Annotated in this window: 12 protein-coding genes; 7 read left to right on the forward strand and 5 right to left on the reverse strand. The window is 49.4% G+C overall.

Annotated elements, in window-relative coordinates:
- Positions 1 to 196 precede the first annotated feature (196 nt).
- Together CLV98_RS09790 and dinB are read right to left on the reverse strand one after the other, a co-directional pair.
- Entirely contained in the window at positions 197 to 3,163 is a 2,967-nt protein-coding gene (locus CLV98_RS09790; RefSeq protein ID WP_109674141.1) for a DNA polymerase III subunit alpha, read from the reverse strand.
- 59 nt (positions 3,164 to 3,222) lie between these two features.
- Entirely contained in the window at positions 3,223 to 4,452 is a 1,230-nt protein-coding gene (gene dinB, locus CLV98_RS09795) for a DNA polymerase IV (RefSeq protein ID WP_109674142.1), read from the reverse strand.
- A 192-nt stretch (positions 4,453 to 4,644) separates the two neighbouring features.
- Here dinB and CLV98_RS09800 point away from each other — a divergent pair, with 192 nt between their 5' ends.
- Entirely contained in the window at positions 4,645 to 5,400 is a 756-nt protein-coding gene (locus CLV98_RS09800) for an XRE family transcriptional regulator (RefSeq protein ID WP_109674143.1), read from the forward strand.
- A gap of 11 nt (positions 5,401 to 5,411) precedes the next feature.
- Here the strand turns inward: CLV98_RS09800 and CLV98_RS23730 are convergent, their stop codons facing one another.
- Together CLV98_RS23730 and CLV98_RS09815 are read right to left on the reverse strand one after the other, a co-directional pair.
- Positions 5,412 to 5,750 (reverse strand): SDR family NAD(P)-dependent oxidoreductase, encoded by a 339-nt coding sequence (locus tag CLV98_RS23730; RefSeq protein ID WP_211320007.1) that lies wholly within the window; start codon positions 5,748 to 5,750, stop codon positions 5,412 to 5,414.
- A gap of 138 nt (positions 5,751 to 5,888) precedes the next feature.
- Positions 5,889 to 7,670: an ABC transporter ATP-binding protein gene (locus CLV98_RS09815; protein ID WP_109674144.1), complete on the reverse strand. Its 1,782-nt coding sequence runs from the start codon at positions 7,668 to 7,670 to the stop codon at positions 5,889 to 5,891.
- 297 nt (positions 7,671 to 7,967) lie between these two features.
- Here CLV98_RS09815 and nusB point away from each other — a divergent pair, with 297 nt between their 5' ends.
- The 6 genes from nusB to coaE all read left to right on the forward strand — a co-directional run bounded on the left by nusB (position 7,968) and on the right by coaE (position 11,707).
- Positions 7,968 to 9,116 carry a transcription antitermination factor NusB gene (nusB, locus tag CLV98_RS09820; RefSeq protein ID WP_229203298.1) on the forward strand — a complete coding sequence of 383 codons (1,149 nt, stop codon included), beginning with the start codon at positions 7,968 to 7,970 and terminating at the stop codon, positions 9,114 to 9,116.
- A gap of 123 nt (positions 9,117 to 9,239) precedes the next feature.
- Positions 9,240 to 9,542: a YtxH domain-containing protein gene (locus tag CLV98_RS09825; RefSeq protein ID WP_109674146.1), complete on the forward strand. Its 303-nt coding sequence runs from the start codon at positions 9,240 to 9,242 to the stop codon at positions 9,540 to 9,542.
- Positions 9,542 to 9,973: a DUF1573 domain-containing protein gene (locus tag CLV98_RS09830; protein ID WP_109674147.1), complete on the forward strand. Its 432-nt coding sequence runs from the start codon at positions 9,542 to 9,544 to the stop codon at positions 9,971 to 9,973. Before CLV98_RS09825 ends, CLV98_RS09830 begins: the two co-directional genes overlap by 1 nt.
- Before the next feature lie 47 nt (positions 9,974 to 10,020).
- Positions 10,021 to 10,323, forward strand: coding sequence for a preprotein translocase subunit YajC (gene yajC, locus CLV98_RS09835; protein ID WP_109674148.1), 303 nt, complete (start codon positions 10,021 to 10,023; stop codon positions 10,321 to 10,323).
- 70 nt (positions 10,324 to 10,393) lie between these two features.
- Positions 10,394 to 11,089 carry a YbbR-like domain-containing protein gene (locus CLV98_RS09840; protein WP_229203299.1) on the forward strand — a complete coding sequence of 232 codons (696 nt, stop codon included), beginning with the start codon at positions 10,394 to 10,396 and terminating at the stop codon, positions 11,087 to 11,089.
- A 3-nt stretch (positions 11,090 to 11,092) separates the two neighbouring features.
- Entirely contained in the window at positions 11,093 to 11,707 is a 615-nt protein-coding gene (gene coaE, locus CLV98_RS09845) for a dephospho-CoA kinase (RefSeq protein ID WP_109674149.1), read from the forward strand.
- Here coaE and CLV98_RS09850 read toward each other — a convergent pair.
- Complete coding sequence (locus tag CLV98_RS09850) at positions 11,704 to 13,431, reverse strand: DNA polymerase III subunit gamma/tau (protein WP_109674150.1); 1,728 nt, start codon at positions 13,429 to 13,431, stop codon at positions 11,704 to 11,706. The genes coaE and CLV98_RS09850 overlap by 4 nt on opposite strands.
- Between the last annotated feature and the right edge of the window lie 159 nt (positions 13,432 to 13,590).

The raw sequence follows: 13,590 nt of genomic DNA on the forward strand, positions 1-13,590 counted from the left end.
AACATGTTCTCTACTAATTGGTTAATTGAATTATGAAGGTTAGACGGAACTAGGAGATTGTAAAATAAATTCGAATGATTCATCAACAAGACAGAGTTCATTTTACACAGCCCAAGATTAATAATATCCTCCATTTTCCTGCCGTTCCCAGAACCTATTTCCCTTCAATAACCTTCCCTCGCCTAAACCCTAATCCCTAAACCCTAGAAACCATATCCAACCTTTCCACTGCCGATACTTCCAGGGACAGGAAGCCGAATTCTTCGGTGACTTTCCCCTGGATTTTGTACAGGCCTCGACCGGTGAGTTTGAACTTCTTGACGATGGGAGGGAAGTGTACCGTATCGATAAAATCTCCGTTTTGGTCTACAAACGTTCCAAACTGCATGGTCTCGCCCTTGTTGGTACGGGTGTTTTTGACCGTTACCAGGTAGCCATACTGGGTTACGGGTAAGTTGATAAACTCGTGTATCTGGCTGCTCATCACCCCGGGGGGGATGGGCTCCTGGGAGAGCTCGAAGGGGCTGCAGAGTGGGAAGCCGAGCAGTTCGATCTGATCGAAGGCATTGTCGATGAAAGTCTCCTGGAACTGGGGAAGTTTATAATCCTTCACCTGGTTCTGAAACAGCTGTTTTTGGGGCGTTTTGTTGGGGCTTTTGTTGAGGCGGAAAGTGGCTTTCCAGAGCAGGGTCTTTTTGTCGATGCCCGTAAACCGAAAGGCGTCGATACGGATCAGGATGGTCAGCTGTTCGATGCTGATAGGCACCCGGTCGAGGAAGTCGTTGAGGGAGGAGAAGGGACCTTCCTGTTGCCGGGCCTGCAGGAGCTGCTGTATGGTGCGCAGCTCCAACTGGTGGAGCATCTGCAGGCCCAGGTAGATGGTGGTGCCGGCGATGCAGGTCTCGGCTTCGCTGTGGTTGATACAGGGGGCTTGTATCTGCGCTCCCCGCATGCGTGCCTCGTGGATATAGAGCTCCTGGCTGTAGAAGCCGCCCCCGTTGTTGAGGGTAGCCACCATATATTCCAGAGGGTAGTAGGTCTTTAGAAACAGGCTCTGGTAGCTCTCTACGGCATAGGAGGCGGAGTGCCCCTTGGCGAAGGCGTAGCCGGCGAAGCTGGCGATCTGATCCCAGATCTGCTGGGTCTGCACGGGGTCGTAGCCCTTGTGCTGGCAGTTTTCGAAGAACTTCGTCTGGACCATTTCAAACTCGGCCCTGCCGCGAAACTTCCCACTCATGCCCCGGCGGATCACGTCGGCCTCGGCCAGGGTGAGTCCGGCATAATAATGCGCCACCTTGATGACGTCCTCCTGGTAGACCATCACCCCGTAGGTATCTTCCATCAGGCGCAGGAGCTCGGGCGGGGCGTCGAGGCGGCGTTCGGGGAAGCGGTGGCGGAGGATATAGGCGCGCATCATCCCGCTTTTGGCCACGCCAGGGCGGATAATCGAGCTGGCCGCCACCAGCCCCAGGTAGGTGTCTACCTCCAGCTTTTTGAGTAGCATGCGCATGGCGGGCGACTCCACATAAAAGCAGCCTATGCAGGAAGCCTGGCGGATGAGGGCGTTGATGTTGGGGTCGACTTTGAACTTCTTGACGTCGTGGATGTCTATCGCTGGGGCTTCGGGGCGGTTATAACGGATCACTTCCAGGGTGTCTTTGATCTTGGCCAGGCCCCGCTGGCTGAGGATGTCGTACTTATAGAGGCCCACATCTTCGGCAATCACCATGTCGAATTGCGTAGTAGGGTAGCCCTTGGGGGGCAGGTCGGTGGCCGAAAAATAGTGTATGGGTTTTTCGGTGATCAGCACCCCGCCGGCATGGATGCTCAGGTGGTTGGGCTGGTTATTGTCTTGTAAGTAGCGGGCGTAGCGGAGTACCAGCTTCGAGAGGTCGTCGAGCTTGGCAGGGTCGAACTTCTTGTCGCTCAGGGCGTCTATCTCATGGGTGGGCAGGCCGAAGACCTTCCCCAGCTCTCGCACGGCGGCACTGTGCTGGAAGGTGTTGTAGGTAGCCAGCAGGGCGGCCTGGTTATTTTTGCCATATTTTTCAAAAATGTAACGAGTGATGTCGTCCCGGTCTTTCCAAGAGAAGTCGATGTCGAAATCGGGTGGGTTCTTCCGGTATAGGTTCATAAACCGCTCAAAATACAGGTCGAGCTCTATAGGGTCTACGTTGGTGATGTTGAGCAGGTAAGCTACGATGCTGTTGGCTCCACTTCCTCGTCCTACATAATAGTAGTCTTTGTGGCTGGCATAGGAGACGATGTCGTGGTTGACCAGGAAGAAGGGCACGAAGTCCTGCTGGCGGATCAGATCCAGCTCCATGGCGATGCGGTCGAGGATGCGGTCGTCGACCCCCGTGCCATAGCGGTAGCCCAGGGCGTTATAGCTCAGGCTGCGGAGTTTTTCGTAGTCTTCTTGGGCGCTTTTGCCATAGACTTTTAGGTTCTGGTGTTGCCGTCCTTCACCAAAGGCAAAGTGTATCTCGCAGGACTCCAGGAGTTTTTCGGTATTGTAGATCAGGTTAGGATAGTCTTTAAATCGGGCTTTAAGCTCCTCGATGGGGAGCATCTGTTCGTTTTCGTTGGCCACGTCGAACACCGTCAGCTTCTGCAGCATCGTGTTTTCGTCTATAGCCCGCAGGAGTCTATGGGTGTTAAAGTCTTTTTTGTGGCGGAAGCTTACGGGCTGCAGGATCACGAAGCGGTCCTGGTGCTGGTAGAGCCTGGAGAAGCGCACTTTAAGTAGGTCCTGGGAAGAGATACCGATGTATTCATGGTCCAGAAATTGATTTTTTTCGGTGTCGAGTAGGGTTTCGAAGGGGTATATCACCACGGCGTTGGCGAAAGGAGGCGCCTGGTCGAGGATTTCTTTTTTATGGTGCAGGTGCTCGGACAGGTACCGGTTGAGTTCCTGGAAGCCCTGGTTGTTGCGGGCCAGGGCCACATATTTAGAACGAATGCCGCTGCGGAAGTCGATGCCCAGTACCGGGCGGATGCCATAGCGTGGGGCCATACGCACGAAGTTGAGGCAGCCCGAGGTATTGTTGATATCGGTAAGGGCCAGGCAGCGGTAGCCGTTCTGCTGTGCCAGCTCCAGCAGAGATTCTTCCGGAATGGTACCGTATCGTAGGCTAAAGAAACTGTGGCAATTGAGTAACATGGTGCTGGGGGGAATAAAGATTTTGCGTATTCAGTATAGATTTGGTGTGAACGGTCGGTTTAGGCGTTGCGGTGCGCCGGGATAATCGGTGGCTCTCCGTTGAAGGGGTTGCCCATGCTCCCCATATTGGGGATGCCCAGGGTGGTCCCCCAGCTGAGGATGGGAGAGCCCTTGCTATTGTACCCATAGCGGTTGCGGATATGGTCCATGGCCTGGTATAGGTTGAGTTTCTCTTCGGTGTCGTCGAAGAGGTTGATCTGGTAGTGGCCGCTGACCAGGTCGCTGAAGTTGACGCCGATGAGCCGCACGAGCATGCGCCGGTTATAGAGCTGGTCGAACAGATGCTCAATATGGGGGATCAGCACGTGGTCGGCGGAGGTATAGGGTATTTTTAGTTGCCGCGAATAGGTGTTGAAATCGGCATAACGAATCTTTACCGATACGCAGGAGGTGAGCTTGTTGCCATTGCGAAGCTGAAAGGCCAGGTTCTCGCCCATAGCCCGGAGCATCTCGCGCATGCGGCGTAGGTCGCCGGTGTCCTTGCCGAAGGTGCGCTCGTTGGAGATAGACTTGCGCTCATGAAAGGGAATCACCGGGCTTTCGTCGCGGCCATGGGCACGGTTCCACAGCAGCAGCCCATTTTTGCCCAGTACGGTACCCATCATCTCCATGGGCATTTCCTGTATGGTACGCACCTGTTTGATCCCCAGGTTGTAGAGGATTTGATTGGTCTTTTCGCCCACCATGGGTATTTTTTTGACGGGCATAGGGGCCAGGAATTCTTTTTCGGTACCCCAGTCGATCTTGAGTTGGTTGTTGGGCTTGGCCTCACCCGTGGCCACTTTGGACACGAGTTTATTGGTCGACAGCCCAAAGGAAATGGGCAGCCCCGACTCCCGGATGATGCGCTGGCGCAGCTCGGAGGCCATATGATAGCAGCCAAAAAACTTGTCCATGCCCGACAGGTCGGCATAGAACTCGTCGATGCTGGCTTTCTCGAAGAGCGGGACGGCCTCACGGATTATCTCGGTGACGACTTTGGAATGTTGGGTATAGGTGCCCGCCTCCCCGCGTATGACGATGGCTTCGGGGCACATCATACGGGCCATTTTCATGGGCATGCCCGAGTGCACCCCAAAGCTGCGGGCCTCGTAGCTACAGGCGGCCACTACGCCGCGGTCGCCCGTGCCCCCCACCAGTATAGGCTTGTGGTTGAGCCGGCTGTCGAGCCGGCGCTCTACCGACACAAAAAACGTGTCGAGGTCCAGATGTAGTATCGTTCGGTCCATTGGTTTGGAATTTTTACAAATTTATGGATTATTTCCAATATCATGGATAGGTTCCATAAAATTCAAAGGATTTATTCCAAAAATTATATATATTTGTAAAGTAGGGGCATTCGGAAGTAGGGCGAAAGGAGGCAGGGTATGTAGGAATGCTAGTGTTCACTCCCGGACCGGTGCCGGGGACCAATCAAGACCATGGAAGTAGAATATAAGCGATTCAAGCAGGTGCGTGAAGAACTGGGGCTTACCCAGTCGGCCTTCGCCGAGCAGCTAGGCCTAGGGGCCACCACTGCCGATATAGAAAGGGGGCGTACTCGCATACCCGGGCAGGTGGTTAAGGAGCTCCTCAAACAATTTCATATCAACCCCTTATGGCTATTTGGAGAGAGTGAGCAACGGCTCTTGCATCCCGCGCAGATTCGCACGAGTCCTAACGTGATCACCGTCGACACCACCGGTAAGGAAAATATTGTATTGGTGAGTGCCAAAGCGGCGGCGGGGTATCCACATAATATTGGGGATGCTCAGTGGTTTGAGAAGTTGCCCGCCTTTAGTATCCCTCTGCCCGAATACCGCAATGCGTCCTTTCGGGGCTTTCAGGTGGAGGGCGATAGCATGCTTCCCGTGCTGCATTCGGGAGAGTGGATCGTCTGTAAGGCCCTGGACACTTGGGACAACCTGGCCAAAGACCGTATGTATGTGGTAGTGACCGACGATAGTATATTGGTAAAAAAAATACAACAGGAGCCGGGTAGTCCTTATTTGCATCTGGTATCGTTGAATCCCGAGTATGTCCCTATTCGTATCGAAATAGGGGGGATAAGGGAGCTTTGGCAGGTCAATAGCAAGATTACCTTCGAGCTGGAGGCCGACTTACAGGGCATAAGCTTACAGAGCCTGCATCAGGAAATGAAAGAGTTAAAGGAAGAAGTAAGGCGTATGGTGCGCTAAATGCGCTTGGGTTATAAGGGAAATTTTATTTTGGTCTCCTCTTGGGCATATTCCCATAAATCTTTCCCCAGGTTGGCGTCTTGTGCATAAGGGTCCATATAGGCGGGAGCGGGGTAGCCATTTACCTCACCCTGGCCGTCGGGGCCGTAGTAACCACCCATGTCGACTACATCGGTAGCGGCGAACAACGTCGGTAGGGCTCCCTGGGCGGGGATATTAGTCAATGCCCCCACATGCGCCTCTTTCCTTGCTAGTTCTAAGGCCGTATGAAAACCAATGCCCGTGTTGGCTCCGGTTATCAGAACGGTCTTTCCTCTCTGGGAGGGCAGATTTTGTGTAGTCCAGCTCATCGATCCTAGATTAATGGTTGTGAAATATTTTTAGTCGGTATATCGGACCTATGAAGTCCCTGGTATATTCCGGAGTAAAAAGATACACTTAAATTAGGTAAGAAATAACTTTTTAGAGCTGAACTTGATGGATAAAGTCTAGGCTTCTTCGGCCATCAATTGCTTTTCATACAGCTCTTTATAGGCACCATTGATGGCCAGCAGTTGGTCGTGGGTGCCCTGTTCGATGATATGGCCATCGTCGAGCATTACGATGCGGTCGGCGAGCTTAGCCGACGACACCCGGTGCGAAATGATGACGGAGGTCCGACTATCCATAATACGTTTCAGGTTGTTGAGGATGATATTCTCCGTATTGGTGTCGACGGCCGACAGGCAGTCGTCCAGGATCAGGATCTTGGGGTCTCTGGCTATGGCTCTTGCGATAGACAGCCGTTGTTTTTGCCCGCCCGAAAGCGTGATGCCCCTTTCGCCCAGCACCGTCTGGAATCCCTTGGGGAAGTCCTCAATATTGTTCAGCAAATCGGCGTCTTTAACGGCTCTTTCAATCCTTTCGAAAGGCATATCGTTGGTGCCGAAGCGTACATTATTTTCAATGCTATCCGAAAATAGGAATACATCCTGAGGTACGTAGCCCAGTTGCCTCCTATAGGCATGCACTTCGAGGTCCTTTAACGGGGTTCCGTCTATCAGAATTTCCCCTTGTGTAGGGTCGTAAAGTCGCCCTAGGAGGTTGGCTAGGGTACTTTTGCCCGATCCGGTGGTGCCCAATATGGCTACACTTTCTCCGGCCCTAATGTCCAGGTCGAAGTCGTGCAGGGCGGTGATGCCCGAGTCGGGGTATACAAAGCTCACATGGGCGAAACGTATAGCTCCCTGAAGCTCCATCATGATGTTTTTGTCGGAAGTAAGGGTGTTCTTTGCTTCCAGGAATTCATTGATACGAAGCTGGGAAGAGGCGGCCCGCTGAATCTGGCTCGTAGTCCAACCCAGGGCCATAACCGGCCAGGTGAGCATATTGACATACAAGATAAACTCGGTAATATTGCCTGGGGTCAGGTTGCCATTAATGATCTCTTTACCACCTACATAAATGATAAGGATATTACTAAGGCCTATTAATAACAATATAATTGGATAGAAAAACGCATCTACTTTAGTGAGTTTCAGGGATTTCTTTTTAAAGTCCTCGGCTTCTATTTCAAAATTCTGGAAGGAATGCTTTTCCTGGACAAAAGACTTGATGACGCGTATCCCCGAGAAAGCCTCCTGTACATAAGTAGACAATTCGGAGAGTTGTTTCTGGATAGCCTGGGAGCGTTTCATGATCATCTGATTGACCACATAGACACTCACCGAAAGAATGGGAAGTGGCAGAAGGACATAGAGGGTAAGCTTGGCATTTACACTCACCATATAGGAGATCACCAAGAAGAATAGTACGACCAGGTTAATGCCGTACATCAGGGCAGGGCCTACGTACATGCGCACATTGCTGACGTCTTCGGAGATCCGCGCCATCAGATCACCGGTGTTATGCTGCCGAAAAAAGCTTGTAGGCAGGGTTTGGTAGTGGCTATAAATGTCGTTTTTGAGGGCATACTCGATATGCCGCGACATGACGATGATGGTTTGCCGAACCAAGAACAAGAAGATACCTTTGAGCAAGGCCATGGCTAGTATCAACAAGCCATATAGCAAAATGCTAAAAGCGAAGATGTCGTACATCTTGCTTTGTAAGGCTAAGTCGTTAAAAAGGTAATATACATCTAGGGTTTCAATGACCAAGTCGAGGGCGTACCGTACCAGCTGAGCGGGAAGGATGCCGAAGAGGTTAGAGATGATCGTAAAAATGGTACCTAGGATCAGATACCATTTATATTTCCATAAGTACTTATTGAGGTACTTTAATGCTTTCACTTACGCTTCGTTTAATAAAAAATCAGGTACTACCGATGTCACAGGGAGGGAGCGGTACCTTTGAGGCTTGGCTCGGCACTCCGCTAGTTGCAACATTCAAACGATTTAAATCGTTGCAAATTTAAAACCTGCCCTTACATTTTTTAGTTTCTGGACAAAATAGACTATTTTTGCGGACAATTTATAAAAAAGCGGTGAGGTAAATTCAAATTCCTTGCACAATTATGCAGATACGTTCTTTGGTTTACTGTACCTTATACCCCATTAGTATTGCGGCTTATGCTGAATAGAAGATTATTGCGAACAAAAGCTGTACAGGCATTATATGCTAGTCAGTTATCGGCCGAGGCCAACAGATTACTAGGTATCGATCAGATTGATCTGGCCTTTGCACCCGATCTTAACTCGATGGAGTACCAGGATCGTCCCAAGCTTACCCGGATGAAGGGCATGGCGGTAGTGACTCTGGATGAGTTGATTAAGGATGGAAAAATTAGTTTGGATAATGAGGCGCCTTCCGAGGTTACCAAGGTTTCTAAGCGGGTTTTCGAAGCCTATAACCGACAGACCATCGGCGACCGAGAGAAAATGGTTCGTCGGGTGTTGAACGAAACCGAGTTGATACATGTCGATTTTGTAAGGGTATTATCCTTAATAATGGAGCTAGCTTACCAGGCGCAAATCGATCGGCAGCGTACTTATGAAGACCCCGATGCGCCTTTCCCTAAGGAATCGGGCTTGGATAGCAATCGGGTGATAGAGGTACTGAAACAGAACGAAGGCTTACAAGAAGAAATAATCCGCAACGGGATTAACTGGAGCAACGACATGGCCGTGGTACGGAAAACCTACAAAGAGGCCATGAAGAAGGATGAAAAGTACATCGCCTATTGCAAGGAAAAGACCCATACCGAGGAGGAGGATCAGCTACTGGTACAACATATTCTCCGTCAAATCATTTTGAAACACGAGGTTCCCCTCAATTTTTTAGAGCAGCGCGATTTATATTGGGACGATCATAGCGAGCTAATACGAAGCTTAGCCATCAAAACCCTGAAGTCGGCCGACAGTGCGGAAACATTTCAGCTTTCGCCCCTTACCAAAGACTGGGAAGAGGACAGAGCCTTTGTGGAAGAACTTTTTAAGATTGTGATAGAAGAAGGAGATCAATATGATCGTTATCTAGATGAGCAACTCAAAAACTGGGAATTAGAAAGGATCGCATTAGTCGATTTGATCATTATCAAAACCGCCTTGGCCGAGCTCATTCACTTTCCTGGTATTCCGGTAAAAGTTACCATCAACGAATTTATAGAAATAGCCAAACGCTATAGTACCCCGAAAAGTGGTAAATTTGTAAACGGCGTGTTGGACGTGTTGTCGGTAAAACTTGCAAATGAAGGAATTATAAGGAAAAGTGGCCGTGGATTGATCGATAATAAATAAAAAGCCGCAAAAGGTATGGGGTAAAACCATGTACTATGGAATGGTTTTTTATAAATTTGAGGAAAATTTAAATTTATCAAGCCAATTGGCAGGCTCGTAAGAGCTATAAAATAGGAACAGGTCATGAGTAAAAGTACAAATCATCTAATCGCCTTTTTGACGGGTGTAGTAACTGGTGCAGCGGTGGGCATATTATATGCTCCCAATCGGGGTGAAGAGCTCCGTACCCAGCTCACCTTCCGCCTGTCGAAGTACAGAGAGAAACTACAATCGGTTATTGAAGGATTAATAGATCGAGAAGCCCAACCCGACAATCAAATGCGTACCGAAAGCGAGCGTGTGGTAAATGATGCCCGGGAAAAGGCCGAAAAATTGTTAGAAGATGTTGACCGCCTGATGGCACAAATTAAAGGACAAACCAGCTGATGAAAAGGAATGCATACGTATTAGTGCTCTTGATAGGCTTGGCGGCATCATTTACGTCGTGTAACCAGTCGAGCAGCCAGAAAACCGATGAGGCCATTGCCTCCAAGTTACCTGTAATGACGCTGACCGACAGTGCGTCGTATGATTTTGGTACCGTGACAGAGGGGGATATTGTTGAACATACCTTTCATTTCCGAAATGATGGGGAGTTTCCGTTAATTCTCAATAATATTACTTCCTCCTGTGGGTGTACCACGCCCGAATGGCCCAAAGAGCCTATCGGTCCCAAGGAAGAGTCCAGTATCGTAGTTCGCTTTGATACCAAAAACAAGACGGGGCCGCAGGTCAAAACGATCACCGTTTACGCCAACACGGAGCCCGCTTTCTCAGAACTAAAACTTAGAGGTATCGTAGATGCTTCCGGTAAATAGTCGATTTTTAATATAATAATTCATAAAATACCTTATCTATCTTAATAATGAACTTCTCTCTTTTAGCACAAGCGGCCTCCGGTGGCTCCACCGCCATGATTTACCAAGTAGTAATGTGGGTTGGTATCATTGGTGTATTTTACTTTTTCATGATTCGTCCACAACAAAAAAAGCAAAAGGAGCAGAAAGAGCTGATCAATAACTTGAAAAAAGGAGATAACGTGGTTACGATAGGCGGTATACATGCCAAAGTATATGCGGTAGATGAAGCCGTAGTGACACTAGAACTAGACAAAGGCGTAAAGCTAACCATAGACAAGACTTCGGTTGCCCGTACGGTAACTGCTTAATGATAATAGCCGGGAGCCCATGGGCTCCCGGCTATTATCAGTTCCTTTAGGATTAACCAATGAAATACCCGTGAGTGAAGCGCAAACCAGGAATAATAAGATCAAAACCTTTATAGGTTGTATAATTGCGGCTACCTTTTTTTGGTTAATGAATGTACTCAACAAGGATAATTATGCGATCAAGATCAACTATCCTTTACGCATTGAGTACGATCAACAGGCCTTCGTTCCTATGCAGCCCCTGCCTAAGCGGGTGTCGGTCAATGTGTCGGGCGATGGCTGGAGTTTACTACAGAAGTCGTGGCTCAACTTTAACGCCATGCCGGTAACCTATAAGGTGCTCAATCCCAACCAATCGAGTTATATCAACTCCACCACCTTAACCGATCAGATTACCAGTCTTTTTCCCAATCTGAGGGTCAATTATGTCGTTGCCGATACTTTCGAATTAAGCTTCGAGCGCAAATTGCGGAAAATAATTCCTATTCGGGTCGATAGTCTGTCTATTAACATGCGGGAGGGATATGTGATTTCTAGCGTTATTAATGTTTCTCCATCGCTAATTTCGGTCGATGGGCCCATGTCCATTATTCAATCTTATCCGGACACCATTCGTATAAGCGTTCCCACATCCAAAATTCAGAATAATTACGACGAAACCTTACCCATCCCTTTTCCTATGTCGCCATTGGTAGAGATAAGCCATAAGGATGTGTATGTAAGCTTCGAAGTGGCACAGTTTCTGGGGGACCAAAAAGAAGAGTAAACTATGGGTGTCGATAAGGCCAACCATCCTTTACAGATCGGAGTAACCGGAGGCATTGGCTCGGGTAAGTCCTTGGTTTGTAAAATATTTTCGTGCTTGCAGGTGCCCATTTACGAGGCCGACAGCAGGGCCCATTGGCTCATCAACCATCATGATGCCATCAGGGAGCGTGTGGTTGCCTTGCTAGGGCCTGAGGCTTATGATGCCGCTGGGGTGTACAACCGTCGGTATGTGGCCGAACAGGTATTTGCCCAACCCGATAAGTTGGCCGCCCTCAATGCCATTATCCATCCAATAGTGCGGCAGGACACTGCAGAATGGGTGCAACAGCAATCGGGACAGCCCTATATCATCAAAGAGGCGGCTATCATGAAGGCCGCTGGCGATGGCAATAATCTCGATTTTGTGGTCGTGGTGGAGGCTCCGGAATCCTTGCGGGTTCGGCGGGTGTTACACCGAGACGCGCGGTCTGAGGCCGAAATAAAGGCCATTATTGCCAGGCAAACCACCGAGCTCGAGCGCAAACAAATGGCCGATTTTGTCATTCATAACGACGAAGTTCAGGCACTAATCCCTCAGGTATTTCACCTTCATCAGTTATTTCTCGCAAAGTCCTAAAAGTCGACATCGAGCCCTAAAGCCTTTTGGAGGTCTTTAAGATGGGGGTTTTTTTCGGCCAGATAATTGAATTTCTCTGCGGAGGTATAGGGCTGTCTGTTGACCTCCTGCGGGGCCACCCTAGGTTGTAATTCTAAAGTAGGGGCATCGAATTTTCTTTTTAGGAAACTGAGCAAATCATAGCGCATTCCTTGAATGGCGTCCATTTGATGGTCGTTGTCGAGGACTATTTCTATGCGATTATCTACCAGTTGAAAGGTCTTTCTTAAGGCTATTTCTTCCGTTGTAGAGTTTATTTCCCTTTTTCTTTTATCTGCAAATTGGTACCAAGCCAACTGTAATTTTTCGGATGTCAAGGGTTCTTTCACCACCGGTTCCTCTTCGGTGGGAGTAGGGGCATCGGCCGTGGGCTGGGGGGTAGTAGCTGCGCCATGCAGGGACGGAGTAAGCAAGGCAGTACTCCGCAGTTTGGAGCGCTTGGGGGGCACGTCGGTGGCAGCAGGCTGGGCTATGGGGCCGCTACCAGGCTGAGGAGCCGTCTCATTCGGAGCCTTGCTCGGGTTTAAGCTTACGGTATCAACTTTTTTTTTTGCCGTTTCTTCAACGGCTTGAGGATCCAGGTTAAGGACGTGCGTCAAATTGGCCAGTTTCATCAAGCAGAGTTCGACGAGTAAGCGCTGATTTTTGGCTGATTTATAGTTGATATCACATTGGCCCGCAATGCTCATGCCCGAAAGCAAAAAGCTAGGGCTAGCGGTAGTCGATTGTTGGGCATACTTTTGCATGGCCGACTCGGATACTTGTAGTAAGGGTATAGTGACCGGGTCCTTGCTGACGAGCAAGTTGCGGAAATGCTCCAGAAGCCCAACTACAAATAGGTGTCCGTCAAAACCTTTTCTTAATATTTCGTCAAAAATAATGAGAGACTGAGGGGTGCTGCCTTCCAAAAGGGCGTCTGTCAACCTAAAGTAATAGTCATAGTCCAGCACGTGCAAGTTCTCCAACACGGCCTCATAGGTAAGCCGGTTGTCGGTAGAAAAGGTCACGTTAAGGTCGAACATCGACAAGGCGTCGCGGAGGCCGCCGTCGGCCTTTTGGCCAATAAGTTCTAAAGCTTCCTGGTCCACGGTAATGCCCTCCTTGTCGGCTATAAACTGCAGATGCTCCGCGATGTCACGAGGCTGGATCCTGTTAAAATCGAAGATCTGGCAGCGGGAAAGGATGGTGGGCAGAATCTTATGCTTCTCGGTGGTAGCCAGGATGAAAATGGCATAGGAAGGTGGTTCTTCCAACGTCTTCAGGAAGGCGTTGAAGGCCGCTTGCGAAAGCATATGAACTTCATCGATGATGTATATCTTATATTTTCCGGTCTGTGGAGGGTAGCGCACCTGGTCTATCAGGTTGCGGATATCTTCTACAGAGTTGTTGGAAGCCGCATCTAACTCGTGTATATTAAAGGAGGCATTATTTTGAAAACTGACGCAAGACTCACAAACTCCACAGGGCTCCACATCTTCAGTTAGTTGTAAACAGTTGATGGTTTTGGCCAAAATCCGTGCACAAGTGGTCTTACCTACCCCCCGAGGACCACAAAAAAGAAAGGCTTGGGCCAGGTGATTGGTCCGGATGGCGTTTCTTAAGGTGGTGGTGATATGCGACTGTCCTACGACCGATTCAAAGGTTACCGGCCGGTACTTTCTGGCCGATACTACAAAATTCTCCATGGGTGCAAGTTAGCTTGCCGTCGTGGAATTTCAAAGCCTGGCAGGGCTTACTATTTCCCTTTCCTGCTTGCATATCGGTCCCTTCTGCGGAGTAAGGGCTTACAACCTGTTGGCTCTTTTTGACTTATCGATGAATATGCTCAAATATTATGGATTGGG

The organism is Dyadobacter jejuensis, from assembly GCF_003149085.1.
Classification (GTDB): Bacteria; Bacteroidota; Bacteroidia; order Cytophagales; family Spirosomataceae; genus Dyadobacter; species Dyadobacter jejuensis.

Coding starts and splice junctions, on each gene's coding strand:
- CLV98_RS09790 (WP_109674141.1), bottom strand. CDS start 3,163: ATGTTACTCAATTGCCACAGTTTCTTTAGCCTACGATACGGTACCATT.
- dinB (WP_109674142.1), bottom strand. CDS start 4,452: ATGGACCGAACGATACTACATCTGGACCTCGACACGTTTTTTGTGTCG.
- CLV98_RS09800 (WP_109674143.1), top strand. CDS start 4,645: ATGGAAGTAGAATATAAGCGATTCAAGCAGGTGCGTGAAGAACTGGGG.
- CLV98_RS23730 (WP_211320007.1), bottom strand. CDS start 5,750: ATGAGCTGGACTACACAAAATCTGCCCTCCCAGAGAGGAAAGACCGTT.
- CLV98_RS09825 (WP_109674146.1), top strand. CDS start 9,240: ATGAGTAAAAGTACAAATCATCTAATCGCCTTTTTGACGGGTGTAGTA.
- CLV98_RS09830 (WP_109674147.1), top strand. CDS start 9,542: ATGAAAAGGAATGCATACGTATTAGTGCTCTTGATAGGCTTGGCGGCA.
- yajC (WP_109674148.1), top strand. CDS start 10,021: ATGAACTTCTCTCTTTTAGCACAAGCGGCCTCCGGTGGCTCCACCGCC.
- coaE (WP_109674149.1), top strand. CDS start 11,093: ATGGGTGTCGATAAGGCCAACCATCCTTTACAGATCGGAGTAACCGGA.
- CLV98_RS09850 (WP_109674150.1), bottom strand. CDS start 13,431: ATGGAGAATTTTGTAGTATCGGCCAGAAAGTACCGGCCGGTAACCTTT.